The organism is Streptomyces sp. NPDC006872, assembly GCF_040635845.1.
Lineage (GTDB): Bacteria > Actinomycetota > Actinomycetes > Streptomycetales > Streptomycetaceae > Streptomyces.
Genome location: NZ_JBEYIL010000019.1, coordinates 82,312 through 106,232 on the forward strand (window position 1 = coordinate 82,312; position 23,921 = coordinate 106,232).

At 69.8% G+C, this 23,921-nt stretch carries 21 protein-coding genes; 19 read left to right on the forward strand and 2 right to left on the reverse strand.

The window, feature by feature from the left end:
• Positions 1-124 precede the first annotated feature (124 nt).
• From ruvC to ABZ725_RS40960, 8 genes are all read left to right on the forward strand, one after another.
• Positions 125-727: a crossover junction endodeoxyribonuclease RuvC gene (gene ruvC, locus ABZ725_RS40925; protein WP_358807442.1), complete on the forward strand. Its 603-nt coding sequence runs from the start codon at positions 125-127 to the stop codon at positions 725-727.
• The gene (gene ruvA, locus ABZ725_RS40930) at positions 724-1,329 is read left to right on the forward strand and encodes a Holliday junction branch migration protein RuvA (RefSeq protein ID WP_351919152.1); all 606 of its coding nucleotides are present in this window, start codon (positions 724-726) and stop codon (positions 1,327-1,329) included. Before ruvC ends, ruvA begins: the two co-directional genes overlap by 4 nt.
• A gap of 10 nt (positions 1,330-1,339) precedes the next feature.
• Complete coding sequence (gene ruvB, locus ABZ725_RS40935) at positions 1,340-2,410, forward strand: Holliday junction branch migration DNA helicase RuvB (protein WP_358807443.1); 1,071 nt, start codon at positions 1,340-1,342, stop codon at positions 2,408-2,410.
• Positions 2,411-2,586: 176 nt separating this feature from the next.
• Complete coding sequence (gene yajC, locus ABZ725_RS40940) at positions 2,587-3,105, forward strand: preprotein translocase subunit YajC (protein WP_358807444.1); 519 nt, start codon at positions 2,587-2,589, stop codon at positions 3,103-3,105.
• A 134-nt stretch (positions 3,106-3,239) separates the two neighbouring features.
• The gene (gene secD / locus ABZ725_RS40945; RefSeq protein ID WP_358807445.1) at positions 3,240-5,036 is read left to right on the forward strand and encodes a protein translocase subunit SecD; all 1,797 of its coding nucleotides are present in this window, start codon (positions 3,240-3,242) and stop codon (positions 5,034-5,036) included.
• A gap of 3 nt (positions 5,037-5,039) precedes the next feature.
• On the forward strand, positions 5,040-6,152 hold the full coding sequence (gene secF / locus ABZ725_RS40950; protein ID WP_358807446.1) for a protein translocase subunit SecF: 1,113 nt from the start codon (positions 5,040-5,042) through the stop codon (positions 6,150-6,152).
• Positions 6,149-6,697 carry an adenine phosphoribosyltransferase gene (locus tag ABZ725_RS40955; protein ID WP_358807447.1) on the forward strand — a complete coding sequence of 183 codons (549 nt, stop codon included), beginning with the start codon at positions 6,149-6,151 and terminating at the stop codon, positions 6,695-6,697. Before secF ends, ABZ725_RS40955 begins: the two co-directional genes overlap by 4 nt.
• A gap of 202 nt (positions 6,698-6,899) precedes the next feature.
• The gene (locus ABZ725_RS40960; RefSeq protein ID WP_351919140.1) at positions 6,900-9,425 is read left to right on the forward strand and encodes a bifunctional (p)ppGpp synthetase/guanosine-3',5'-bis(diphosphate) 3'-pyrophosphohydrolase; all 2,526 of its coding nucleotides are present in this window, start codon (positions 6,900-6,902) and stop codon (positions 9,423-9,425) included.
• A gap of 74 nt (positions 9,426-9,499) precedes the next feature.
• On the opposite strand, the gene ABZ725_RS40965 is transcribed toward ABZ725_RS40960, so the two are convergent.
• Together ABZ725_RS40965 and ABZ725_RS40970 are read right to left on the reverse strand one after the other, a co-directional pair.
• Positions 9,500-10,729: a DUF349 domain-containing protein gene (locus tag ABZ725_RS40965; protein WP_358807448.1), complete on the reverse strand. Its 1,230-nt coding sequence runs from the start codon at positions 10,727-10,729 to the stop codon at positions 9,500-9,502.
• A gap of 167 nt (positions 10,730-10,896) precedes the next feature.
• On the reverse strand, positions 10,897-11,715 hold the full coding sequence (locus ABZ725_RS40970; protein ID WP_351919133.1) for a peptidylprolyl isomerase: 819 nt from the start codon (positions 11,713-11,715) through the stop codon (positions 10,897-10,899).
• 179 nt (positions 11,716-11,894) lie between these two features.
• Here ABZ725_RS40970 and ABZ725_RS40975 point away from each other — a divergent pair, with 179 nt between their 5' ends.
• From ABZ725_RS40975 to ABZ725_RS41025, 11 genes are all read left to right on the forward strand, one after another.
• Positions 11,895-12,611 (forward strand): MBL fold metallo-hydrolase, encoded by a 717-nt coding sequence (locus tag ABZ725_RS40975; protein ID WP_358807449.1) that lies wholly within the window; start codon positions 11,895-11,897, stop codon positions 12,609-12,611.
• A gap of 13 nt (positions 12,612-12,624) precedes the next feature.
• Positions 12,625-13,887 (forward strand): histidine--tRNA ligase, encoded by a 1,263-nt coding sequence (hisS, locus tag ABZ725_RS40980; RefSeq protein ID WP_358807450.1) that lies wholly within the window; start codon positions 12,625-12,627, stop codon positions 13,885-13,887.
• Positions 13,888-14,057: 170 nt separating this feature from the next.
• Positions 14,058-14,717, forward strand: a complete 660-nt coding sequence (locus ABZ725_RS40985; RefSeq protein ID WP_351919127.1) for a vitamin K epoxide reductase family protein — start codon at positions 14,058-14,060, stop codon at positions 14,715-14,717.
• Between the two features lie 60 nt (positions 14,718-14,777).
• Positions 14,778-16,133, forward strand: coding sequence for a replication-associated recombination protein A (locus ABZ725_RS40990; RefSeq protein WP_358807451.1), 1,356 nt, complete (start codon positions 14,778-14,780; stop codon positions 16,131-16,133).
• Between the two features lie 319 nt (positions 16,134-16,452).
• Positions 16,453-17,067, forward strand: coding sequence for a 30S ribosomal protein S4 (gene rpsD / locus ABZ725_RS40995; protein WP_351919125.1), 615 nt, complete (start codon positions 16,453-16,455; stop codon positions 17,065-17,067).
• A gap of 145 nt (positions 17,068-17,212) precedes the next feature.
• Positions 17,213-17,650 (forward strand): DUF948 domain-containing protein, encoded by a 438-nt coding sequence (locus ABZ725_RS41000; RefSeq protein ID WP_358807452.1) that lies wholly within the window; start codon positions 17,213-17,215, stop codon positions 17,648-17,650.
• An 8-nt stretch (positions 17,651-17,658) separates the two neighbouring features.
• Positions 17,659-18,003 (forward strand): hypothetical protein, encoded by a 345-nt coding sequence (locus ABZ725_RS41005; protein ID WP_351919121.1) that lies wholly within the window; start codon positions 17,659-17,661, stop codon positions 18,001-18,003.
• Positions 18,003-20,675, forward strand: coding sequence for an alanine--tRNA ligase (gene alaS / locus ABZ725_RS41010; protein WP_358807453.1), 2,673 nt, complete (start codon positions 18,003-18,005; stop codon positions 20,673-20,675). Before ABZ725_RS41005 ends, alaS begins: the two co-directional genes overlap by 1 nt.
• An 8-nt stretch (positions 20,676-20,683) precedes the next feature.
• Positions 20,684-21,148: a Holliday junction resolvase RuvX gene (gene ruvX / locus ABZ725_RS41015; RefSeq protein ID WP_351919117.1), complete on the forward strand. Its 465-nt coding sequence runs from the start codon at positions 20,684-20,686 to the stop codon at positions 21,146-21,148.
• A 123-nt stretch (positions 21,149-21,271) separates the two neighbouring features.
• Positions 21,272-23,062, forward strand: coding sequence for an endolytic transglycosylase MltG (mltG, locus tag ABZ725_RS41020; protein ID WP_358807454.1), 1,791 nt, complete (start codon positions 21,272-21,274; stop codon positions 23,060-23,062).
• The gene (locus tag ABZ725_RS41025; RefSeq protein WP_358807455.1) at positions 23,043-23,900 is read left to right on the forward strand and encodes a shikimate dehydrogenase; all 858 of its coding nucleotides are present in this window, start codon (positions 23,043-23,045) and stop codon (positions 23,898-23,900) included. The genes mltG and ABZ725_RS41025 overlap by 20 nt, the downstream gene beginning before the upstream one ends.
• Positions 23,901-23,921: the final 21 nt, after the last annotated feature.

Consider the following 23,921-nt stretch of genomic DNA (forward strand, 5'->3'; position numbering starts at 1 on the left):
CAGCGACTAGCCTGGCGTCATCCGTAGATCACTGTCCACGGACAACAACCATCAATTGAGGAACCACGACGGCGCTGAGCCACCTCCGCGAGAGCGGCGGCGGTTTAGCCGCAAAGGGGGGCGCGTGCGGGTACTCGGGGTGGACCCCGGACTGACGCGGTGCGGTGTCGGCGTCGTCGAGGGGGTCGCGGGCCGGCCGCTCACCATGCTCGGCGTGGGCGTCGTACGGACGCCTGCGGACGCCGAGTTGGGGCAGCGCCTCGTCGAGATCGAGCAGGGCATCGAACGCTGGCTGGACGAGTACCGGCCCGAATTCGTCGCCGTGGAGCGGGTGTTCAGCCAGCACAACGTGCGCACGGTCATGGGCACCGCCCAGGCCAGCGCCGTCGCCATGCTGTGCGCCGCCCGCCGCGGCATCCCCGTCGCCCTGCACACGCCCAGCGAGGTCAAGGCCGCCGTCACCGGCAGCGGGCGCGCGGACAAGGCGCAGGTCGGCGCCATGGTCACCCGCCTGCTGCGGCTCGACGCGCCCCCCAAACCGGCCGACGCGGCCGACGCCCTCGCACTCGCCATCTGCCACATCTGGCGCGCCCCCGCGCAGAACCGACTCCAGCAGGCCGTCGCCCTGCACGCGGCCAAAGCGCCGACGACGGCCAAAGCGCCCACGACGGCCAAAGCACCGACGACAGCCAACGCACCGATGACATCGAAAGGCCGTACGGCATGATCGCCTTCGTCAGCGGCACGGTCGCCGCACTCGCTCCGGACACCGCGGTGGTCGAGGTGGGCGGCGTGGGCATGGCCCTCCAGTGCACGCCGAACACGTTGTCCACGCTCCGGCTCGGCCAGCCGGCCAAGCTCGCCACCTCCCTCGTCGTACGGGAGGACTCGCTGACCCTCTACGGCTTCGTGGACGACGACGAACGCCAGGTCTTCGGGCTGCTGCAGACCGCGAGCGGGGTCGGCCCCCGGCTGGCCCAGGCCATGCTGGCGGTGCACACGCCGGACGCCCTGCGCCGGGCCGTGGCCACGGGGGACGAGAAGGCGCTCATCGCGGTGCCGGGCATCGGCAAGCGGGGTGCGCAGAAGCTGCTGCTGGAGCTCAAGGACCGGCTGGGCGAGCCGATCGGCGCCCCGGCGATCGGAGCGCCGGTCACCAGCGGCTGGCGCGACCAGCTGCACGCCGCCCTGATCGGCCTCGGCTACGCGACCCGCGAGGCCGACGAGGCGGTCGCCGCCGTGACTCCGCAGGCCGAGGCCGCCGCCGGCGCGCCCCAGGTGGGCCAGCTGCTCAAGGCCGCCCTGCAGACCCTGAACCGCGCCCGCTAGGAGAACGTCAGTGAACTGGGACGACACGACCGAAGAGACCGCCCCCGAGCGGCTCGTCGGCGCGTCAGCCGACGGTGAGGACCAGGCCGTCGAGGCCGCCCTGCGCCCCAAGGACCTGGACGAGTTCATCGGCCAGGAGAAGGTCCGCGAACAGCTCGACCTCGTCCTGCGCGCCGCACGCGCGCGGGGCGCGACCGCCGACCACGTGCTGCTCTCCGGCGCCCCCGGCCTCGGCAAGACCACCCTCTCGATGATCATCGCCGCCGAGATGGGCGCCCCGATCCGCATCACCAGCGGCCCGGCCATCCAGCACGCCGGCGACCTCGCGGCGATCCTCTCCTCGCTCCAGGAGGGCGAGGTCCTCTTCCTCGACGAGATCCACCGCATGTCCCGGCCCGCCGAGGAGATGCTCTACATGGCGATGGAGGACTTCCGCGTCGACGTCATCGTCGGCAAGGGACCCGGCGCCACCGCCATCCCCCTCGAACTGCCGCCCTTCACCCTGGTCGGCGCCACCACGCGCGCGGGCCTGCTGCCGCCCCCGCTGCGCGACCGCTTCGGCTTCACCGGACACATGGAGTTCTACGAGCCCGCCGAGCTGGAGCGCGTCATCCACCGCTCGGCGAACCTCCTCGACGTCGAGATCGACACCGACGGCGCCGCCGAGATCGCCGGCCGCTCCCGCGGCACGCCCCGGATCGCCAACCGCCTGCTGCGCCGGGTACGCGACTACGCGCAGGTCAAGGCCGACGGGATCATCGACCGCGAGATCGCGGCGGCGGCGCTGAAGGTGTACGAAGTCGACGACCGAGGCCTGGACCGCCTCGACCGCGCGGTCCTGGAGGCGCTGCTGAAGCTGTTCGGCGGCGGCCCGGTCGGTCTGTCCACGCTCGCCGTCGCGGTGGGGGAGGAGCGTGAGACCGTGGAGGAGGTCGCCGAACCCTTCCTCGTGCGCGAGGGCCTACTCGCGCGTACGCCGCGCGGGCGGGTGGCCACCCCGGCCGCCTGGACCCACCTCGGCCTTACCCCGACCCGCACGCCGACCCGGGGGAGTGGCCAGGGCGACCTGTTCGGGACATGACGCCCGGGGCCACGGCCGCGGCATTGGCCGGGTCAGGAACCCTGGTGCCATGCTGAGCGTTGTTCCATGCGCGCGGACTCGCTTAGACTCCGCCGATGCCGCCGTTGTCGGCAGCACACAACCCCCATCCATCAGGCCGCTCAACCATCGCGGTCGTCTGAAGGAAGTTCCGACCCGTGAGTCCTGTGACCCTCCTCCCGTTCATCGTGCTCATCGGGGCCATGTTCCTGATGACCCGGTCGGCCAAGAAGAAGCAGCAAGCAGCGGCCGACATGCGTAACCAATTGCAGCCCGGCAGCGGTGTCCGCACCATCGGGGGCATGTACGCGACGGTCAAGGAGGTCAGTGACGACACCCTCCTCCTCGATGCGGGGCCGGGTGTGGAACTGCTCTTCGCGAAGAACGCGATCGGCGCCGTCCTGACGGACGACGAGTACAACCGCATCGTGCACGGCATCGAGCACGACCTGAAGTCCGACTCCGACGTCGTCCCGGACGACGCCTCCTCCCTCACCGAGTCCGCCGAGACCGACGACTCCGCCGACGAAGCTGCCGCCGCCTCCGACGACAAGGTCGTCGACCTCGGCAAGAAGGACGGACCCGACGAGGTCCAGGAGAAGGCCGCCGAGGCCGAGCAGGCCGAGGCCGACGAAGAGCCGGAGAAGACCGACGGCGACTCCGAGACGAAGAAGTAGCCCCGTCCCCGGCGCAGACGGGCACACCCGTCCGTGCCGGGGCGCGCGCATTCTCGCCAGGGGATCCCGACACCATGTCATGGCCGCCGCCGCGCTGACCCGGCGTGAGGCGGCCCGAGAGGGAGTACGAGAAGGTGGCAGCACCTAAGAAGGGCCGGAGCGCGAGTGCCCAGAGCAAGCCAGGGCGCTCGCTGGCCCTGATCCTGATCGCCATCGTGGGGCTCACCGGAGGCATGTTCGCCTCCGGTCACACCACTCCGCGTCTCGGCATCGACCTTGCCGGCGGTACCAGCATCACGCTGGAGGCGAAGGCCGACCAGGGATCCGCGATCAACAAGGCCAACATGGACACCGCGGTGGAGATCATGAACCGCCGTGTCAACGGGCTGGGCGTCTCCGAGGCGGAGGTGCAGACCCAGGGCGACCGCAACATCATCGTGAACATCCCCAAGGGCACCGACTCGGAGAAGGCACGGGCGCAGGTCGGTACCACCGCCAAGCTGTACTTCCGTCCGGTGCTGGCCCAGGAGGCCTCCGCCTCCGCCGCCACCCCCTCGCCGAGCGCGTCCACGAGCGGCTCGTCCACCGCCTCGCCGAGCGCTTCCACGAGCCCCTCGGCGAGCGCCTCCGCGACCACCGGCGAGAAGGCGACCTCCTCGACGTCCCCGTCGGCCACCGCCACCTCGCAGGGCCGGGCCGTCACCGACGCGCTGAAGGCCGACTCGACCCCGTCGGCGTCCGCGAGCACCAAGGCGAGCGCCTCCGCCAGCCCGTCGGCCTCCGCGAGCAGCAGCGTCGCCGTCACCGCCGAGGACGCCGCGCTGCAGGCCAAGTACGCGGCCCTCGACTGCTCCAAGGAATCGGTCCGCATCGCGGCCGGCGAGGGCATCAAGCCCGGGGACGCGACCGTGGCCTGCGGCGAGATCGACAAGGTCTGGTACAAGTACCTGCTCGGCCCGGCCGCCGTCGACGGCACCGACGTCAAGAAGGCCCAGGCCGTCTACGACACGCAGACGGCCGCCGGCTGGCAGGTCACCATGGACTTCACGTCCAAGGGCTCCAAGAAGTTCGCCGACATCACGGGCCAGCTCGCGCAGAACACCCAGCCGCAGAACGAGTTCGGCATCGTCCTCGACGGCAACGTCGTCTCCAGCCCGTTCGTGAACTCCGCCATCACCGGCGGCCAGGCCCAGATCTCGGGCAGCTTCACCCAGGAGGAGGCCCAGAGCCTCGCCAACATGCTGTCGTACGGCGCGCTCCCGCTCTCCTTCCAGGAGCAGAGCGTGACCACGGTGACGGCGGCGCTCGGCGGTGACCAGCTGCACGCCGGTCTCCTCGCGGGCGCCATCGGCCTCGCGCTGGTCATCATCTACCTGGTGGCCTACTACCGCGGCCTGTCGCTCATCGCGATCGCCTCGCTGCTGGTCTCCGCGGCGCTCACCTACGTGCTCATGGCGCTGCTCGGCCCGGCCATCGGCTTCGCGCTGAACCTGCCGGCCGTCTGTGGAGCCATCGTCGCCATCGGTATCACCGCGGACTCGTTCATCGTCTACTTCGAACGCGTGAGGGACGAGATCCGTGAGGGCCGCACCCTGCGTCCCGCCGTCGAGCGGGCCTGGCCGCGCGCCCGGCGCACCATCCTGGTCTCCGACTTCGTGTCGTTCCTCGCCGCCGCCGTGCTGTTCATCGTCACGGTCGGCAAGGTCCAGGGCTTCGCGTTCACGCTGGGTCTGACCACCGTCCTCGACGTGGTCGTGGTCTTCTTCTTCACCAAGCCGCTGATGACGCTCATCGCGCGGCGGAAGTTCTTCGCGAGCGGCCACAAGTGGTCCGGCCTCGACCCGAAGAGCCTGGGTGCCCAGCCGCCGATCCGCCGCACCCGCCGTCCCGCCGGTTCCGCCGCCGGCCCCGTCGAGACGAAGGAGGCGTGAGCGATGTCGAAACTCGGTAACCTCGGCGCCCGACTGCACCGTGGCGAGGTCAGCTACGACTTCATCGGCCACCGCAAGCTCTGGTACGGGATCTCGATCCTGATCACCATCACGGCCATCCTCGGCCTGGCGGTGCGCGGCCTGAACATGGGCATCGACTTCCAGGGCGGCGCCGTCTTCACCACCGAGAAGACCAGCGTCTCGGTCTCCCAGGCCGAGGAGTACGCCAAGGACGCGTCCGGCCATGACGCGGTCGTGCAGAAGCTCGGCAACGGCTCGCTGCGCATCCAGATCGCCGGCATGGACATCAAGCAGTCCAACACGATCAAGGCCGACCTGGCCGAGGACTTCAAGACCGACCCGGAGACGATCACCGCCGAGCTGGTCGGTCCCAGCTGGGGCGACCAGGTCGCCAACAAGGCCTGGCAGGGCCTGGCGATCTTCATGGTCCTGGTCGTGATCTACCTGGCGATCGCCTTCGAGTGGCGGATGGCCATCGCGGCACTCGTCGCCCTGATCCACGACATCACCATCACGGTCGGCATCTACGCCCTCGTCGGCTTCGAGGTCACGCCGGGCACGGTGATCGGTCTGCTGACCATTCTCGGTTACTCGCTGTACGACACGGTCGTCGTCTTCGACTCCCTCAAGGAACAGACGAAGGACCTCACGAAGCAGACCCGCTTCACCTACAGCGAGATCGCCAACCGCTCGATCAACGGCACCCTGGTCCGCTCCATCAACACCACGGTCGTCGCGCTGCTGCCGGTGGCGGGTCTGCTGTTCATCGGCGGCGGCGTCCTCGGCGCGGGCACGCTCAACGACATCTCGCTGTCGCTGTTCGTCGGCCTCGCGGCCGGCGCCTACTCCTCGATCTTCATCGCCACGCCGCTCGTCGCGGACCTCAAGGAGCGCGAGCCGCAGATCAAGGCGCTGAAGAAGCGCGTCCTGGCCAAGCGCGCCCAGGCCACGACCGAGGAGCAGCTCGTCGAGGCCCGTGCCACCGACGGCTACGACGACGAGCCGGAGGACGCCGCGGCCGCGGTCGTCGGCCCGCGCAACCAGCCCGCAGCCCGGGGCCGGGGCCGGGGCCGTCCGTCGGGGAAGCGCCGATGACCGAGCTCACCGACCTCACCGGACTGCTGCTCAGCCGCATCCGTGACGTGGCCGACCACCCGGAGCCGGGAGTGATGTTCAAGGACATCACCCCGCTCCTGGCGGACCCGGCGGCGTTCCACGCGCTCACCGAGGCGTTCGTGGAGATCGCCGAGCGCACCGGCGCCACCAAGGTCGTCGGCCTGGAGGCCCGGGGCTTCATCCTGGGCGCCCCGGTCGCGGTCCGGGCCGGCCTCGGCTTCATCCCCGTGCGCAAGGCGGGCAAGCTCCCCGGAGCGACCCTCGGCCAGGCCTACGACCTGGAGTACGGCTCGGCCGAGATCGAGGTGCACGCGGAGGACCTCAACCCCGGCGACCGTGTGCTGATCGTCGACGACGTCCTCGCCACCGGCGGCACCGCCGAGGCGTCGATCCAGCTCATCCATCGCGCGGGCGCCGAGGTCGCGGGCGTCGCCGTCCTGATGGAGCTGGGCTTCCTGGGCGGTCGTCCCCGGCTGGAGGCGGCTCTCGACGGGGCGCCCCTGGAGGCGTTGCTCACGATCTGAGCACAGTCTCAAGAATCTGAGCACGGTCCGAAAACCGCCGTACGCCAAGCGGGCGGGCCCGGAGGAATCCGGTGCCCGCCCCTTGCGTTTCTCCGATATACGGCCCTCACATCGGCCTGAAGGCGATCCTTCAGCCCAGGATCGCTACGATGGGTCCTCCGGAACCTGACCGGGGGACCCGGATCGCGCACGAGGAGCCCTCTTGCCAGACGAGGCCCAGCACCTGACAGCCGCCAAGCCCGAGTCCGCCTCGGCGCCCGCGGCCACGCCCGCGCCGCACGCGAAGGACGACAGCCGTGGGCCGGTCGAGCACGACCGCTCCGCGCCCGTCGACAAGCCGGCCGAGCAGGCACGCCCCAAGCCGGACTCGCCCGAGCGCTCCTCGACCGCGCCCGCCGCCCGCCCGGCCGCCGCTCAGCAGACCCCTCGCTCCGGCTCCTCCAACCGCGTCCGGGCCCGCCTCGCCCGCCTAGGCGTGCAGCGCCAGAACCCGTACAACCCGGTCCTGGAGCCGCTGCTGCGGATAGTGCGCAGCAACGACCCCAAGATCGAGACGGCGACGCTGCGCCAGATCGAGAAGTCCTACCAGGTGGCCGAGCGCTGGCACCGCGGCCAGAAGCGCAAGAGCGGCGACCCGTACATCACCCACCCGCTCGCGGTGACCACGATCCTCGCCGAACTGGGCATGGACCCGGCCACGCTCATGGCGGGCCTGCTGCACGACACCGTCGAGGACACCGAGTACGGCCTGGAGGACCTGCGCCGCGACTTCGGCGACCAGGTCGCCCTGCTCGTCGACGGCGTCACCAAGCTGGACAAGGTCAAGTTCGGCGAGGCCGCGCAGGCCGAGACCGTGCGCAAGATGGTCGTCGCGATGGCCAAGGACCCGCGCGTCCTGGTGATCAAGCTCGCCGACCGGCTGCACAACATGCGCACCATGCGCTACCTCAAGCGCGAGAAGCAGGAGAAGAAGGCGCGCGAGACCCTCGAGATCTACGCGCCGCTCGCCCATCGCCTGGGCATGAACACCATCAAGTGGGAGCTGGAGGACCTCGCCTTCGCGATCCTCTACCCCAAGATGTACGACGAGATCGTCCGGCTGGTGGCCGAGAGGGCACCGAAGCGTGACGAGTATCTGGCCATAGTGACCGACGAGGTCCAGGCCGATCTGCGGGCCGCCCGCATCAAGGCGACCGTCACCGGCCGCCCGAAGCACTACTACAGCGTCTACCAGAAGATGATCGTCCGCGGCCGTGACTTCGCGGAGATCTACGACCTGGTGGGCATCCGCGTCCTCGTGGACACCGTCCGCGACTGCTACGCGGCCCTCGGCACGGTGCACGCGCGCTGGAACCCGGTCCCCGGCCGGTTCAAGGACTACATCGCGATGCCCAAGTTCAACATGTACCAGTCGCTGCACACCACGGTCATCGGCCCCAACGGCAAGCCGGTCGAGCTGCAGATCCGCACCTTCGACATGCACCGCCGCGCCGAGTACGGCATCGCCGCGCACTGGAAGTACAAGCAGGAGGCCGTCGCCGGCGCCTCCAAGGTGCGCTCGGACCAGCCGCGGACCACCGGCAAGGACGACCACCTCAACGACATGGCGTGGCTGCGCCAGCTCCTCGACTGGCAGAAGGAGACCGAGGACCCCGGCGAGTTCCTGGAGTCCCTGCGCTTCGACCTGTCGCGCAACGAGGTCTTCGTCTTCACGCCGAAGGGCGACGTGATAGCGCTGCCGGCCGGCGCCACGCCCGTGGACTTCTCGTACGCGGTGCACACCGAGGTGGGCCACCGCACCATAGGAGCCCGCGTCAACGGCCGTCTCGTGCCGCTGGAGTCGACCCTGGACAACGGCGACCTGGTGGAGGTCTTCACCTCCAAGGCGGCCGGGGCCGGACCGTCCCGGGACTGGCTGAACTTCGTCAAGTCGCCGCGCGCCCGCAACAAGATCAGAGCCTGGTTCTCCAAGGAGCGCCGGGACGAGGCGATCGAGCAGGGCAAGGACGCCATCGCGCGCGCGATGCGCAAGCAGAACCTGCCGATCCAGCGCATCCTCACCGGCGACTCGCTGGTCACGCTGGCGCACGAGATGCGCTACCCGGACATCTCCTCGCTGTACGCGGCGATCGGCGAGGGCCATGTGGCCGCGCAGAACGTCGTGCAGAAGCTGGTGCAGGCGCTCGGCGGCGAGGAGGCGGCCACCGAGGAGATCGACGAGGCGGTCCCGCCGTCCCGCACCCGCGGCCGCAAGCGGCGCAGCAACCAGGACCCCGGTGTCGTCGTCAAGGGCGTCGACGACGTGTGGGTCAAGCTGGCCCGCTGTTGTACGCCCGTCCCCGGCGACCCGATCATCGGATTCGTCACGCGCGGTAGTGGCGTATCGGTTCACCGCAGCGACTGCGTCAACGTGGAGTCACTCTCCCGCGAGCCGGAGCGCATCCTCGAGGTCGAGTGGGCGCCGACGCAGTCCTCGGTCTTCCTGGTCGCCATCCAGGTCGAGGCCCTCGACCGCTCCCGCCTTCTCTCGGACGTCACCAGGGTCCTGTCCGACCAGCACGTCAACATCCTCTCCGCGGCGGTCCAGACCTCCCGCGACCGGGTGGCCACCTCCCGCTTCACCTTCGAGATGGGCGACCCCAAGCACCTGGGCCACGTCCTGAAGGCCGTACGCGGCGTCGAGGGCGTCTACGACGTGTACCGGGTGACGTCGGCGCGCCGGCCGTAGCCGGAGCGCCGCAGCGCCGGAACACGTGAGAGGCCCCCGTACACGATGTACGGGGGCCTCTCACATGGCTGGTGTCAGCCGCCGAACTCCTCCAGGCCCTTCAGCGCCTGGTCCAGCAGCGCCTGACGGCCCTCGAGCTCCCGCTCCAGCTTGTCGGCCTTCGCGGAGTTGCCCTGGGCACGGGCCTGCTCGATCTGCGTCTTCAGCTTGTCCACGGCGGCCTGGAGCTGACCGGTCAGACCCGCGGCACGCGCGCGTGCCTCCGGGTTCGTCCGGCGCCACTCGGCCTCCTCGGACTCCTGGATCGCCCGCTCCACGGCGTGCATCCGGCCCTCGATCTTCGGCCGGGCGTCCCGCGGGACATGGCCGATGGCCTCCCAGCGCTCGTTGATCGAACGGAACGCGGCACGCGCCGCCTTCAGCTCCCCGACCGGCAGAAGCTTTTCGGCCTCCTCGGCCAGTTCCTCCTTGAGCTTCAGGTTCTCCGTCTGCTCCGCGTCCCGCTCGGCGAACACCGAGCTGCGGGCGGCGAAGAACACGTCCTGCGCGCCGCGGAAGCGGTTCCACAGGTCGTCCTCGTGCTCGCGCTGGGCGCGGCCCGCCGCCTTCCACTCCGCCATCAGCTCGCGGTAGCGCGCCGCCGTAGGACCCCAGTCCGTGGAGCCGGACAGCCCCTCGGCCTCGGAGACCAGCCGCTCCTTGATCCGACGGGCGTCCTCGCGCTGCGCGTCCAGCTGCGCGAAGTGCGCCTTGCGGCGCTTGGAGAACGCCGAGCGGGCGTGCGAGAAGCGGTGCCACAGCTCGTCGTCCGACTTGCGGTCCAGCCGCGGCAGACCCTTCCAGGTGTCCACCAGGGAGCGCAGCCGCTCACCGGCGGCCCGCCACTGGTCGGACTGCGCCAGCTGCTCCGCCTCGGTGACGAGGTCCTCCTTGGCCTTGCGGGCCTCGTCGGACTGCTTGGCGCGCTGCTGCTTGCGCTCCTCGCGGCGCGACTCGACGGTCGCCACCAGCTTGTCCAGCCGGTCCTTCAGCGCCTGGAGATCGCCGACCGCGTGGTGCGCGTCGACCTGCTCGCGGATGTGGTCGATCGCGACCTGCGCGTCCTTGGCCGACAGATCGGTGGTCTGCACTCGCTTCTCGAGGAGGCCGATCTCGACAACCAGGCCCTCGTACTTGCGCTCGAAGTAGGCCAGTGCTTCCTCGGGGGAGCCTGCCTGCCAGGAACCGACCACCTGCTCGCCGTCGGCCGTACGCACGTACACGGTCCCCGTCTCGTCGACGCGGCCCCACGGGTCGCTGCTCACAGCGCCTCCTCCACATGATGCCTCCGAGGGGCTTCAGCGCCCCTGGGCATCGTCCACAGTTTCGTCACGGCCAACATAGGCGACCGGCGGGCCGCCTGTCCGCATCCAGCGCGACCGAAATTGCGCAGTTGACCGCCCCTTGTCGTCAGGTTGTCTTCAGGCCGTCGTCAGGATTTCGTGACCGTCGCCTTGTTGATCACGACCGTCGCGTTCGGGGCTCCGTCACCGGCGCCGGTGTTCTCGCCCGCGGCGGCGATCTTCTGCAGAACCTTCATGCCGTCGGCCGACACCGTGCCGAACGGCGTGTAGCTGGGCGGCAGCTGACTGTCCTGGTAGACGAGGAAGAACTGGCTGCCGCCGGTGTGCGCCTGACCGGTGTTGGCCATCGCGACCGTGCCCGCCGGGTAGACGTTGTCCTTGAGGCTGGTGTCCTTCAGGTTCTCGTCCGGAATGGTGTAGCCCGGACCGCCGCTGCCCTGGCCCGTCGGGTCGCCGCACTGCAGCACGTAGATGCCGTTGGTGGTGAGCCGGTGGCACTTGGTGTGGTCGAAGTAGCCCTTGCCGGCGAGGAAGCTGAACGAGTTCACCGTGTGCGGCGCGGCCTTCGCCTTCAGAGCTATGCCGATGTCACCGCACGTGGTCGCCAGCGTCATCGTGTACTTCGCCGACGCATCGATGGTGACCGTCGGCTCCTTCTTCCAGGTCTCCGTCTTGATCGCGCCGGCGGCGGCCTTCTCGCACGGGTCCTTCGCGGCGCTGGGCGTCGCGGACGGCGTCGTCTCCGAGCTCGCGTTCGCCTTGTCGTCGTCGTCCTTCAGCACGCCCGTCGTGTACAGCGCCAGGCTGCCGATGATGATCACGCCGAGCACCGACGCGATCACCGAGTTGCGTACACGCGCCTTGCGCCGGGCGCTGGTGCGCCGCTGCTGCTGCCGCAAGAACTTCTCCCGGGCGAGCTGACGCTTCCGCTGTTCCTGGGTGACCACCGGGTTTTCTCCTCGTGCGTCTCGTACGTCGACTGGGACGCGTGCGTCTTGTGAGCCGACAGCCTGCGTGTGTCCCGTACCGTATATGGGTTCGCTGAGGAAACGGCAGCGCCGGTAGGCTCTGACCACTGGCGCAGCCGCCAGAAGCCCACGCGTATCGACACAAACGAAGGACGATCGTGCTCATTGCCGGGTTCCCCGCCGGCGCCTGGGGGACGAACTGTTATCTCGTCGCCCCCGCCGCGGGCGAGGAGTGCGTGATCATCGACCCGGGCCACCAGGCGGCCCCCGGAGTCGAGGAAGCGATTGCGAAGCATCGGCTGAAGCCCGTCGCCGTCGTCCTCACCCACGGCCACATCGACCATGTGGCCTCGGTCGTCCCGGTGTGCGGCGCGCACGACGTGCCCGCCTGGATCCACCCCGAGGACCGCTACATGATGAGCGACCCCGAGAAGGCGCTGGGCCGGTCCATCGGGATGCCGCTGATGGGCGAGCTGACCGTGGGGGAGCCGGACGACGTCCGGGAGTTGACCGACGGCGTCCGGCTGGACCTGGCGGGCCTGGAGTTCTCCGTCGCGCACGCACCGGGCCATACCAGGGGGTCGGTGACCTTCCGGATGCCCGAGACGACCGAGATCCCCTCGGTCTTCTTCTCCGGGGATCTGCTGTTCGCCGGCTCCATCGGACGCACCGACCTGCCCGGCGGCGACATGGCCGAGATGCTCGACTCGCTGGCCCGCGTGTGCCTGCCGCTCGAGGACTCGACCGTGGTGCTGTCCGGCCACGGCCCCCAGACGACCATCGGCCAGGAGCGCGCCGCCAACCCGTATCTGCGGCAGGTGGCGGCCGGCGGCCAGGGAGCGGGTTCGCCCACCCCTCCCCGACGAGGAATGTGACGAGAGACCTTCCGTGAGTACCTTTCAGGCCCCCAAGGGCACGTACGACCTGATTCCGCCGGACAGCGCCAAGTACCTGGCCGTCCGCGAGGCGATCGCCGCGCCGCTGCGCAACTCCGGCTACGGCTACGTCGAAACGCCCGGCTTCGAGAACGTCGAGCTGTTCGCGCGCGGTGTCGGCGAGTCGACCGACATCGTGACGAAGGAGATGTACGCCTTCGAGACCAAGGGCGGCGACAAGCTCGCGCTGCGCCCCGAGGGCACGGCCTCCGTGCTGCGCGCCGCCCTCGAGGCCAACCTGCACAAGACGGGCAACCTGCCGGTCAAGCTCTGGTACTCCGGCTCGTACTACCGCTACGAGCGCCCCCAGAAGGGCCGTTACCGGCACTTCTCCCAGGTCGGCGCCGAGGCGATCGGCGCGGAGGACCCGGCGCTGGACGCCGAGCTGATCATCCTGGCCGACCAGGCGTACCGCACGCTGGGCCTCAGGAACTTCCGCATCCTGCTCAACTCGCTGGGCGACAAGGAGTGCCGTCCGGTGTACCGGGAGGCGCTGCAGACCTTCCTGCGGGGCCTGGACCTCGACGAGGACACGCTGCGCCGCGCCGAGATCAACCCGCTCCGGGTGCTCGACGACAAGCGCGAGTCGGTGCAGAAGCAGCTCGGCGACGCCCCGCTGCTGCGCGACTACCTGTGCGACGCCTGCAAGGCGTACCACGAGGAGGTCCGTGAGCTGATCACCGCGGCCGGCGTCGCCTTCGAGGACGACCCGAAGCTGGTGCGGGGCCTGGACTACTACACCCGTACGACCTTCGAGTTCGTCCACGACGGACTGGGCTCCCAGTCCGCGGTGGGCGGCGGCGGCCGCTACGACGGCCTCTCCGAGATGCTCGGCGGCCCCGCGCTGCCCTCGGTGGGCTGGGCCCTGGGCGTCGACCGCACGGTGCTGGCACTGGAGGCGGAGGGCGTGGAGCTGGAGCTGCCCGCCTCGACCTCCGTGTTCGCGGTCCCGCTGGGCGAGGAGGCCCGCCGGGTGCTCTTCACGAAGGTCACCGAGCTGCGCAAGCTCGGCGTCGCCGCCGACTTCTCCTACGGCGCCAAGGGGCTCAAGGGCGCGATGAAGAGCGCCAACCGCAGCGGTGCCCGCTACACGATCGTCGCGGGCGAACGCGACCTCACCGAGGGCGTCGTCCAGCTCAAGGACATGCAGTCCGGGGAGCAGACGGCGATCGGCGTCAACGAGATCGTGGCAGAACTGGAGTCGAGGCTGGGTTAGCCCCCCGCCGCACGCCGGGCGTCATCGGTTTCGGCAGGTGGCCGGAACCGAACGCCCGGCGGCTGCCGCACGTACGTCCTTATGTCCACCGAACGGTGGACGGACGGCCTCGTGCGGCACAATGGCCCCTGCCCGAAGATGGTCCAACTCTCAAGTGACGGATCGGCGTGATGAGCAAGACGACAGTCAAAGACGTCTCCACGGAGTCCGAGCCCGAGCGCGTCGCCGCGACCGAGCCCCGGACGGTGGGCGGCAGCCGTGCGTTCGCGATCCTGCTGCTGATCACCGGCGCGGCCGGTCTGCTCGCCGCGTGGGTCATCACGATCGACAAGTTCAAGATCCTCGAGGCCAAGGTCGCCGGCACGAGCTTCACGCCCAGCTGCAGCATCAGCCCGATCATCAGCTGCGGCAGCGTCATGGAGAGCAAGCAGGCCGCCGTCTTCGGCTTCCCCAACCCGATGCTCGGCCTCGTCGCGTACGGCATCGTGATCTGCGTGGGCATGAGCCTGCTGACCCGGGCCGCCTTCCCGCGCTGGTACTGGCTGACCTTCAACTTCGGCACGCTCTTCGGCGTGGTCTTCTGCACCTGGCTGCAGTACCAGTCCCTGTACAAGATCAACGCCCTGTGCCTGTGGTGCTCGCTGGCCTGGGTCGCGACGATCACCATGTTCTGGTACGTCACCTCGTTCAACGTGCGCAACGACTTCCTGCCCGCCCCGAGCTGGCTGAAGCGGTTCTTCGGCGAGTTCACCTGGGTCCTGCCGGCCACCCACGTCGGCATCATCGGCATGCTGATCCTGACCCGCTGGGGCGCCGACCTCTGGGCCTGAGCCCGGCGGCGGACAAGGTGCCCGGCGGGACTGTCGGACCCCTGACGTAGGCTCCGACGTGTGGAGCCCGACCTGTTCACCGCCGCAGCCGAAGAACGCCAGGAGAAGGACCCCGCCGGGAGCCCCCTGGCGGTCCGGATGCGCCCGCGCACCCTCGACGAGGTGGTGGGCCAGCAGCACCTGCTGAAGCCGGGCTCACCCCTGCGCCGCCTGGTCGGCGACGGCGGCAAGGGCCCGGCCGGCCCCTCCTCGGTGATCCTCTGGGGCCCGCCCGGCACCGGGAAGACGACATTGGCGTACGTCGTCTCCAAGGCCACCGACAAGCGGTTCGTGGAGCTGTCGGCGATCACCGCGGGCGTCAAGGAGGTCCGCGCGGTCATCGACGGCGCCCGCCGCGCCATCGGCGGCTTCGGCAAGGAGACCGTCCTCTTCCTCGACGAGATCCACCGCTTCAGCAAGGCCCAGCAGGACTCCCTCCTGCCGGCCGTCGAGAACCGCTGGGTGACGCTGATCGCGGCGACCACCGAGAACCCGTACTTCTCGGTCATCTCGCCGCTCCTCTCCCGCTCGCTCCTGCTCACCCTCGAACCCCTCACGGACGGCGACCTCCGCGACCTCGTCCGGCGGGCGCTGGCCGACGACCGCGGCCTGAAGAGCGCCGTCACGCTCCCCGAGGACACCGAGGCCCACCTCCTGCGCATCGCCGGCGGCGACGCCCGCCGCGCCCTGACGGCCCTGGAGGCGGCCGCCGGCGCCGCCCTCGACCAGGACGAGCCCGAGATCAGCCTCAAGACGCTGGAGCAGACGGTCGACCGGGCGGCGGTGAAGTACGACCGCGACGGCGACCAGCACTACGACGTCGCCAGCGCCCTCATCAAGTCCATCCGCGGTTCGGACGTCGACGCGGCCCTGCACTACCTGGCCCGCATGATCGAGGCCGGCGAGGACCCCCGCTTCATCGCCCGCCGGCTGATGATCTCCGCCAGCGAGGACATCGGCCTCGCCGATCCGGGCGCCCTGCCCCTCGCGGTGGCCGCCGCCCAGGCCGTCGCCATGATCGGCTTCCCCGAGGCCGCCCTCACCCTCAGCCACGTCACCATCGCGCTCGCCCTGGCCCCCAAGTCCAACGCCGCGACGACGGCGATCGGCGCCGCCCTGGACGACGTCCGCAAGGGACTGGCCGGGCCCGTCCCGCCGCATCTGCGGGACGGGCACTACAAGGGCGCCGCCAAGCTGGGGCACGCCCAGGGGTACGTGTATCCGCACGACCTGCCCGAGGGCATCGCCGCTCAGCAGTACGCGCCGGACGCGATCGACGGCCGGGAGTACTACGCGCCCACCCGGCACGGCGCCGAGGCCCGCTACGCGGACGCGGTCGAGTGGACCAGACAGCGCCTCGGTCGCAAGGGCTCCTGAGCACCCTGTAGACTCGTCCGAAGTGCTGCGTCCTGTGCCGTCAGAACAGGACAGTCAGCCGGAGCCCCGATCCTCGGATCCCTGGTCCATGGATCGGCTCCAGGAGCGTCGCGCACCGGTCGAACGGTGTCGCGGGCAGCCCACCACCACCCGGAGCTCCGGGAACGGTCGGTGGGCAACTCGCGTGCTGCACGTATGTGCCCAGACCAAGGGGAGCGGCTGCCCGACAGGTCCCTTGCGGACCGGCGGGTTTCCCCGGCTGCGGATGCGACCTCCCTTAACCCTGACAAGCCGGAAATTCAGGAAAGAGAAGAACACAGTGGCGAATCAGTCCCGCCCCAAGGTCAAGAAGTCGCGTGCCCTCGGCATCGCGCTGACCCCGAAGGCCGTCAAGTACTTCGAGGCCCGCCCCTACCCGCCGGGCGAGCACGGCCGCGGCCGCAAGCAGAACTCGGACTACAAGGTCCGTCTGCTCGAGAAGCAGCGTCTGCGCGCGCAGTACGACGTGTCCGAGCGCCAGCTCGTGCGCGCCTACGAGCGTGCCTCCAAGGTCCAGGGCAAGACCGGTGAGGCCCTGATCATCGAGCTCGAGCGCCGTCTCGACGCGCTGGTCCTGCGTTCGGGCATCGCCCGCACGATCTACCAGGCCCGCCAGATGGTCGTCCACGGCCACATCGAGGTCAACGGCCAGAAGGTCGACAAGCCGTCCTTCCGCGTCAAGCCCGACGACGTCGTGATGGTCCGTGAGCGCAGCCGCGAGAAGACCCTCTTCTCCATCTCCCGTGAGGGCGGCTTCGCCCCCGACGGCGAGACCCCGCGCTACCTCCAGGTGAACCTCCGCGCCCTGGCCTTCCGCCTGGACCGCGAGCCGAACCGCAAGGAGATCCCGGTGATCTGCGACGAGCAGCTCGTCGTCGAGTACTACGCTCGCTGATCTCCGCAAAGGCCCGCCGGCCGCCTGCCCCTCGGGGCGGGCGACGGCGGGCCTTCGCACACCCCTAATCCGGTACGGAACGCCGGGTCCGGCGCGATAGGCTCAGCGCCAGAGATAGGTGACATCACTGCAAGGAGAGTGCCAGGTGTCCGGTGGAGAAGTGGCCGGGATCCTGGTGGCCGTCTTCTGGGCGATCCTGGTCTCCTTCCTGGCCGTCGCGCTGGCGAGGCTGGCCCAGACGCTCAGGGCGACCACCAAGCTGGTCGCGGACGTGACCGAGCAGGCCGTCCCGCTGCTGGCCGATGCCTCCGCGGCGGTGCGCTCCGCACAGACCCAGATCGACCGGGTCGACTCCATCGCCTCCGATGTTCAGGAGGTCACGTCGAACGCCTCCGCGCTCTCGACGACCGTCGCCTCCACCTTCGGCGGCCCCCTGGTGAAGGTCGCCGCCTTCGGGTACGGCGTCCGCCGCGCCCTGGGCCGCAAGGACGACGCGCCCGCCAGGGAGCCCCGGCGCACCGTGATCGTGGGCCGTACGGTCTCCCGGCGGGAGAAGCGCAAGCTCCGTGGAAAGAGGGACTGAGACCAGCGATGTTCCGCCGCACCTTCTGGTTCACCACGGGCGTCGCCGCCGGTGTCTGGGCCACCACCAAGGTCAACCGCAAGCTCAGGCAGCTGACCCCCGAGAGCCTCGCCGCGACCGCGGCCAACAAGGCGCTCGAGACGGGAGCACGCCTCAAGGACCGAGCGGTCGGCTTCGCGCTCGACGTCCGCGACAACATGGCGCAGCGGGAGGCGGAACTCGAGGACGCGCTCGGCATCCACGAGGACCCCGCACTCCCCGGCCCCCGGCGGTACGCCGCCATCGAGAACAGCAAGCACACGACGTACGTCGAGACCACGACGTACCCGTACGACCGGAATGAGGACCACTGATGGAGTCGGCCGAGATTCGCCGCCGCTGGCTGAGCTTCTACGAGGAGCGCGGGCACACCGTCGTCCCTTCGGCGTCGCTCATCGCGGACGACCCGACTCTGCTCCTCGTCCCGGCCGGCATGGTCCCCTTCAAGCCGTACTTCCTCGGTGAGGTCAAGCCGCCGTGGTCGCGCGCCACCAGCGTGCAGAAGTGCGTGCGCACGCCCGACATCGAAGAGGTCGGCAAGACCACCCGCCACGGCACGTTCTTCCAGATGTGCGGCAACTTCTCCTTCGGCGACTACTTCAAGGAAGGCGCCATCAAGTACGCCTGGGAGCTGCTCACCAGCCCCCAGGACAAGGGTGGTTACGGCCTGGACCCGGAGCGGCTCTGGATCACCGTCTACCTGGACGACGACGAGGCCGAGCGCATCTGGCACGAGGTCGTCGGCGTGCCCAAGGAGCGCATCCAGCGCCTCGGCATGAAGGACAACTACTGGTCCATGGGCGTCCCCGGACCCTGCGGACCCTGTTCCGAGATCAACTACGACCGCGGCCCCGAGTTCGGTGTCGAGGGCGGCCCCGCCGTCAACGACGAGCGGTACGTGGAGATCTGGAACCTCGTCTTCATGCAGTACGAGCGCGGCGAGGGCATCGGCAAGGACAACTTCGAGATCCTGGGCGACCTGCCGAGCAAGAACATCGACACGGGCCTCGGCATGGAGCGCCTCGCCATGATTCTGCAGGGCGTGCAGAACATGTACGAGATCGACACCTCCATGGCCGTCATCAAGAAGGCCACCGAGCTGACCGGCGTCGAGTACGGCAAGGCCCACGACTCGGACGTCTCGCTGCGCGTGGTCACCGACCACATGCGCACCTCCGTGATGCTCATCGGCGACGGCGTCACCCCCGGCAACGAGGGCCGCGGCTATGTGCTGCGCCGGATCATGCGCCGCGCCATCCGCAACATGCGCCTGCTCGGCGCTGCCGGCCCGGTCGTCCTGGACCTCATCGACACCGTGATCGGCATGATGGGCCAGCAGTACCCGGAGCTGATCACCGACCGCGAGCGCATCGAGAAGGTCGCCGTCGCCGAGGAGAACGCCTTCCTCAAGACGCTGAAGGCCGGCACCAACATCCTCGACACCGCCGTCACCGAGACCAAGCAGTCCGGTGGCAGTGTCCTGGCCGGCGACAAGGCGTTCCTGCTCCACGACACCTGGGGCTTCCCGATCGACCTCACCCTCGAGATGGCCGCCGAGCAGGGGCTGTCCGTGGACGAGGACGGCTTCCGCCGTCTGATGAAGGAGCAGCGGGAGCGCGCCAAGGCCGACGCCCAGGCCAAGAAGACCGGCCACGCCGGGACCGGCGCCTACCGGGAGATCGCCGACAAGGCCGGCGAGACCGAGTTCTTCGGCTACTCGGACACCGAGGGCGAGTCCACGGTCGTCGGGATCCTCGTCGACGGCGTCTCCTCCCCGGCCGCCACCGAGGGCGACGAGGTCGAGATCGTCCTCGACCGCACCCCGTTCTACGCCGAGGGCGGCGGTCAGATCGGTGACACCGGTCGTATCAAGGTGGGCTCCGGCGCCGTCGTCGAGATCCGCGACACCCAGAAGCCGGTCCCGGGCGTCTACGTCCACAAGGGCGTCGTCCAGGTCGGCGAGGTGACCGTCGGCGATTTGGTGCACGCCTCGATCGACTCCCGTCGCCGCACCGCCATCGCCCGCGCCCACTCGGCCACCCACCTCACCCACCAGGCCCTGCGCGACGCGCTCGGCCCGACGGCCGCCCAGGCCGGTTCCGAGAACCAGCCCGGCCGCTTCCGCTTCGACTTCGGCTCCCCGGCCGCCGTTCCGACGGCCGTGATGACCGACGTCGAGCAGAAGATCAACGAGGTGCTCGCCCGCGATCTGGACGTCCGCGCCGACGTCATGGGCATCGACGAGGCCAAGAAGCAGGGCGCCATCGCCGAGTTCGGCGAGAAGTACGGCGAGCGGGTCCGCGTGGTGACCATCGGCGACTTCTCCAAGGAGCTGTGCGGCGGCACCCATGTGCACAACACCTCCCAGCTGGGTCTGGTGAAGCTGCTCGGCGAGTCGTCGATCGGCTCGGGCGTGCGCCGGATCGAGGCCCTCGTCGGCGTCGACGCCTACAACTTCCTCGCCCGTGAGCACACGGTCGTCGCCCAGCTCCAGGAGCTGATCAAGGGTCGTCCGGAGGAGCTCCCGGAGCGGGTCTCCGCCATGCTCGGCAAGCTGAAGGACGCCGAGAAGGAGATCGAGAAGTTCCGCGCGGAGAAGGTGCTCCAGGCCGCCGCCGGTCTTGTGGAGTCCGCCAAGGACGTCCGCGGGATCGCCGTCGTCACCGGTCAGGTCCCGGACGGCACCGCCCCCGACGACCTGCGCAAGCTGGTCCTCGACGTGCGCGGTCGCATCCAGGGCGGCCGGGCCGCCGTGGTCGCCCTGTTCACGGTCAACAACGGCAAGCCGCTGACGGTCATCGCCACCAACGAGGCCGCCCGCGAGCGCGGTCTCAAGGCCGGCGAGCTGGTCCGCACGGCCGCCAAGACCCTCGGCGGCGGCGGTGGCGGCAAGCCGGACGTCGCCCAGGGCGGCGGCCAGAACCCGGCCGCCGTCGGCGAGGCCGTCGACGCGGTCGAGCGGCTCGTGGCGGAAACGGCCAAGTGAGTCACCCGATGCGCAAGGGCCGTCGACTCGCGATCGACGTCGGGGACGCCCGGATCGGGGTCGCCTCGTGCGACCCCGACGGGATCCTCGCGACTCCGGTGGAGACGGTCCCCGGCCGGGATCTTCCGGCAGCTCATCGCCGCCTTCGGCAACTGGTCGAGGAGTACGAGCCGATCGAGGTCGTCGTGGGTCTTCCGCGTTCGCTCAAGGGGGGCGAGGGCCCGGCCGCGGTAAAGGTTCGCGGCTTCGCCCAGGAGCTTGCGAAGGGCATCGCGCCGGTGCCGGTGCGGCTCGTCGACGAGCGGATGACGACCGTGACGGCCAGTCAGGGACTGCGCGCCTCGGGCGTGAAGTCGAAGAAGGGCCGTGCGGTCATCGACCAGGCAGCCGCTGTGATCATCCTTCAGCAGGCACTGGAATCCGAACGGGTGTCAGGTAAAGCACCGGGCGAGGGCGTCGAAGTGGTCATCTGATCGCGATACGGTAACGTTCCGCGCGATGCGGTGCTGTTCGAACAGTCGCCGCACAGAGAGAGGCGGAACGGTGACGGGCCCGTGAAGGCCGCGTGATCGCCGCCTCGCGGCTCTAGGGGATCGATGACTGAGTATGGCCGGGGCCCAGGCTCCGAACCGTGGCATCCGGAGGACCCGTTGTTCGGGGACGGCGGATGGGAAGGGCAGCAGGCCCCCACGGGTCATCAGCCTGCCTACGGCGGCCAGCAGCAGCACCACTACCCGCAGCAGCAGCCTCAGCAGCCGGAGTACGGCGACTGGGGCCACGGACAGGCGCAGCAGTACGACCAGCAGCAGTACGACCAACAACAGTACGAGCAGCAGCAGTACGACCCGCAGTACCAGGGCTACGACCAGCAGCAGTACGTCGACCAGGGCGGGCAGCAGTACGTCGACCCGAACCAGCAGGCCTACCACGAGGGTTACCAGGAGGGCGGCTGGGACGGCACGGGCACGCATGCCCATGTCCCGTACGCGGCCGACCCCGGTGACCCCTACGGCCAGCAGGCCGCGGCCTACGGCGCGCAGCAGCCCGACTTCTACGGCACCCCGGACGCCTACCCGCCTCCGGAGCCGCCCGCCCGGCGGCGTGCCGAGCCCGAACCGGATCCCGCGCCCGAAGCGGCGCCGGATGCCGAGTCGGAGCAGAAACCCGACTGGGATCCCGGTCCGGACCAGGGCGAGCACGCCTTCTTCGCGGGCGGCGGGGCCGAGGACGACGAGGACGACGACGAGGCGGAGCCCGGGAGTCGGCGGGGCCGGGGCGGCAAAGGCGCCAAGGCCACGAAGACCAAGAAGAGCCGCAGCGGTTGTGCCTGTCTGGTCGTCGTGCTGGTGTTCGGCGGGGGCATCGCAGGCGTCGGCTACTTCGGCTACGACTTCTACCAGAATCGTTACGGCGCGGCTCCGGACTACGCGGGCGACGGCACAGCCGAGTCCGTGAGCGTGGAGGTTCCCAAGGGCTCCGGCGGCGCCGCCATCGGCCGGCTGCTGAAGGACGCCGGGGTCGTGAAGAGCGTGGACGCGTTCGTCTCCGCGTTCACGAGCAATTCCGAAGCGGACGGCATCCAGGCGGGCGCGTACATCCTGAAGAAGGAGATGTCCGCGAAGAGCGCCGTCGCGATGATGCTCGACCCGAAGAGCCAGGCCAATGTGGTGGTCACGCCCGGCCAGCGCAATATCGCCGTCTACAAGGTCATCGACACGAAACTCGGCCTTTCCGCCGGTACCACCAGAAAAGTCGCGGAAAGCAAGTTCAAGACGCTCGGGCTGCCCAAGTGGGCGAATGACAACGATGACATCAAGGACCCGCTGGAGGGTTTCCTCCTGCCCGGCACCTACGGCGCGGCCAAGGGCATGAAGCCGGAGGCGGTCCTCAAGTCGATGATCGCCCGCGCCAACGAGGCGTACGCCGGGTACGACCTCGAGGCCAAGGCCAAGGCGCTCAAACTCGACAGTCCGCTGCAGGTGATCACGGTCGCCAGCCTTGTCCAGGCCGAGGGCAAGACCAGCGACGACTACCGCAAGATGGCCGAGGTCATCTACAACCGCCTCGATTTCGGGAACCCCGAGACCTACGGCTTCCTGCAGTTCGACTCGACCTTCAACTACGCGAAGAACGAGAGCAACATCGAAATCAGCGAGTCGGAGATCAACAAGAACAAGGACCCGTACAACACCTACACCCGCAAGGGCCTGCCGCCGGGCCCGATCGGAAATCCCGGCGACGTGGCGATCAAGGCGACGCTGGATCCGACCGACGACGGCTGGTACTACTTCGTGGCGACCGACGGCGTGAGCAAGACCGAATTCGCCAGGACGCACGAGGAATTCCTGAAACTCAAGGACAAGTTCGATGAGAGCACGGGCAACTGACGCCCGCCGGGCCGCGGTACTGGGCAGCCCCATCGCCCACTCCCTCTCACCGGCGCTGCACCGCGCCGCGTACGACGCGCTGGAACTCGGCGGCTGGACCTACGACCGCTTCGACGTCGACGAGGCGGCCCTGCCCGCCTTCGTCGACGGGCTCGGCGCCGAGTGGGCCGGTCTCTCGCTGACCATGCCGCTGAAGCGTGCCGTCATCCCGCTGCTCGACGAGATCAGCGAGACGGCGGCCTCCGTCGAGGCCGTCAACACCCTCGTCCTCACCGATGACGGCCGACGGCTCGGCGACAACACCGACATCCCCGGCATGGTCGCCGCCCTGCGCGAGCGCGGGATCGAACAGGTCGACTCGGCCGCGATCCTCGGCGCCGGCGCCACCGCGTCCTCCGCGCTGGCCGCCCTGTCCAGGGTCTGCACCGGCGAGATCGTCGCCTATGCGCGCAGCGCGGCCCGCGCCGCCGAGATGCGGCAGTGGGGCGAGCGGCTCGACGTCGAGGTCCGGATCGCGGACTGGACGGACGCCGCCGACGCCCTGCGCTTCCCGCTGGTCGTCGCGACCACCCCGGCCCAGGCCACCGACGCCCTCGCCGCCGCGGTGCCGGAACGCCCCGCCACCCTCTTCGACGTGCTCTACGACCCCTGGCCGACCGAGCTGGCCGCCCGCTGGTCCATGTTCGGCGGCGCCGTCGTCGGCGGGCTCGACCTGCTCGTGCACCAGGCGGTGCTCCAGGTGGAGCAGATGACCGGACGCGCCCCGGCCCCCGTGGAGGCCATGCGCAAGGCCGGCGAACACGCCCTCGCCGCCCGCCGGACGCACGGGAGACCATGACCGCGGCGGACCGCAAGAGCG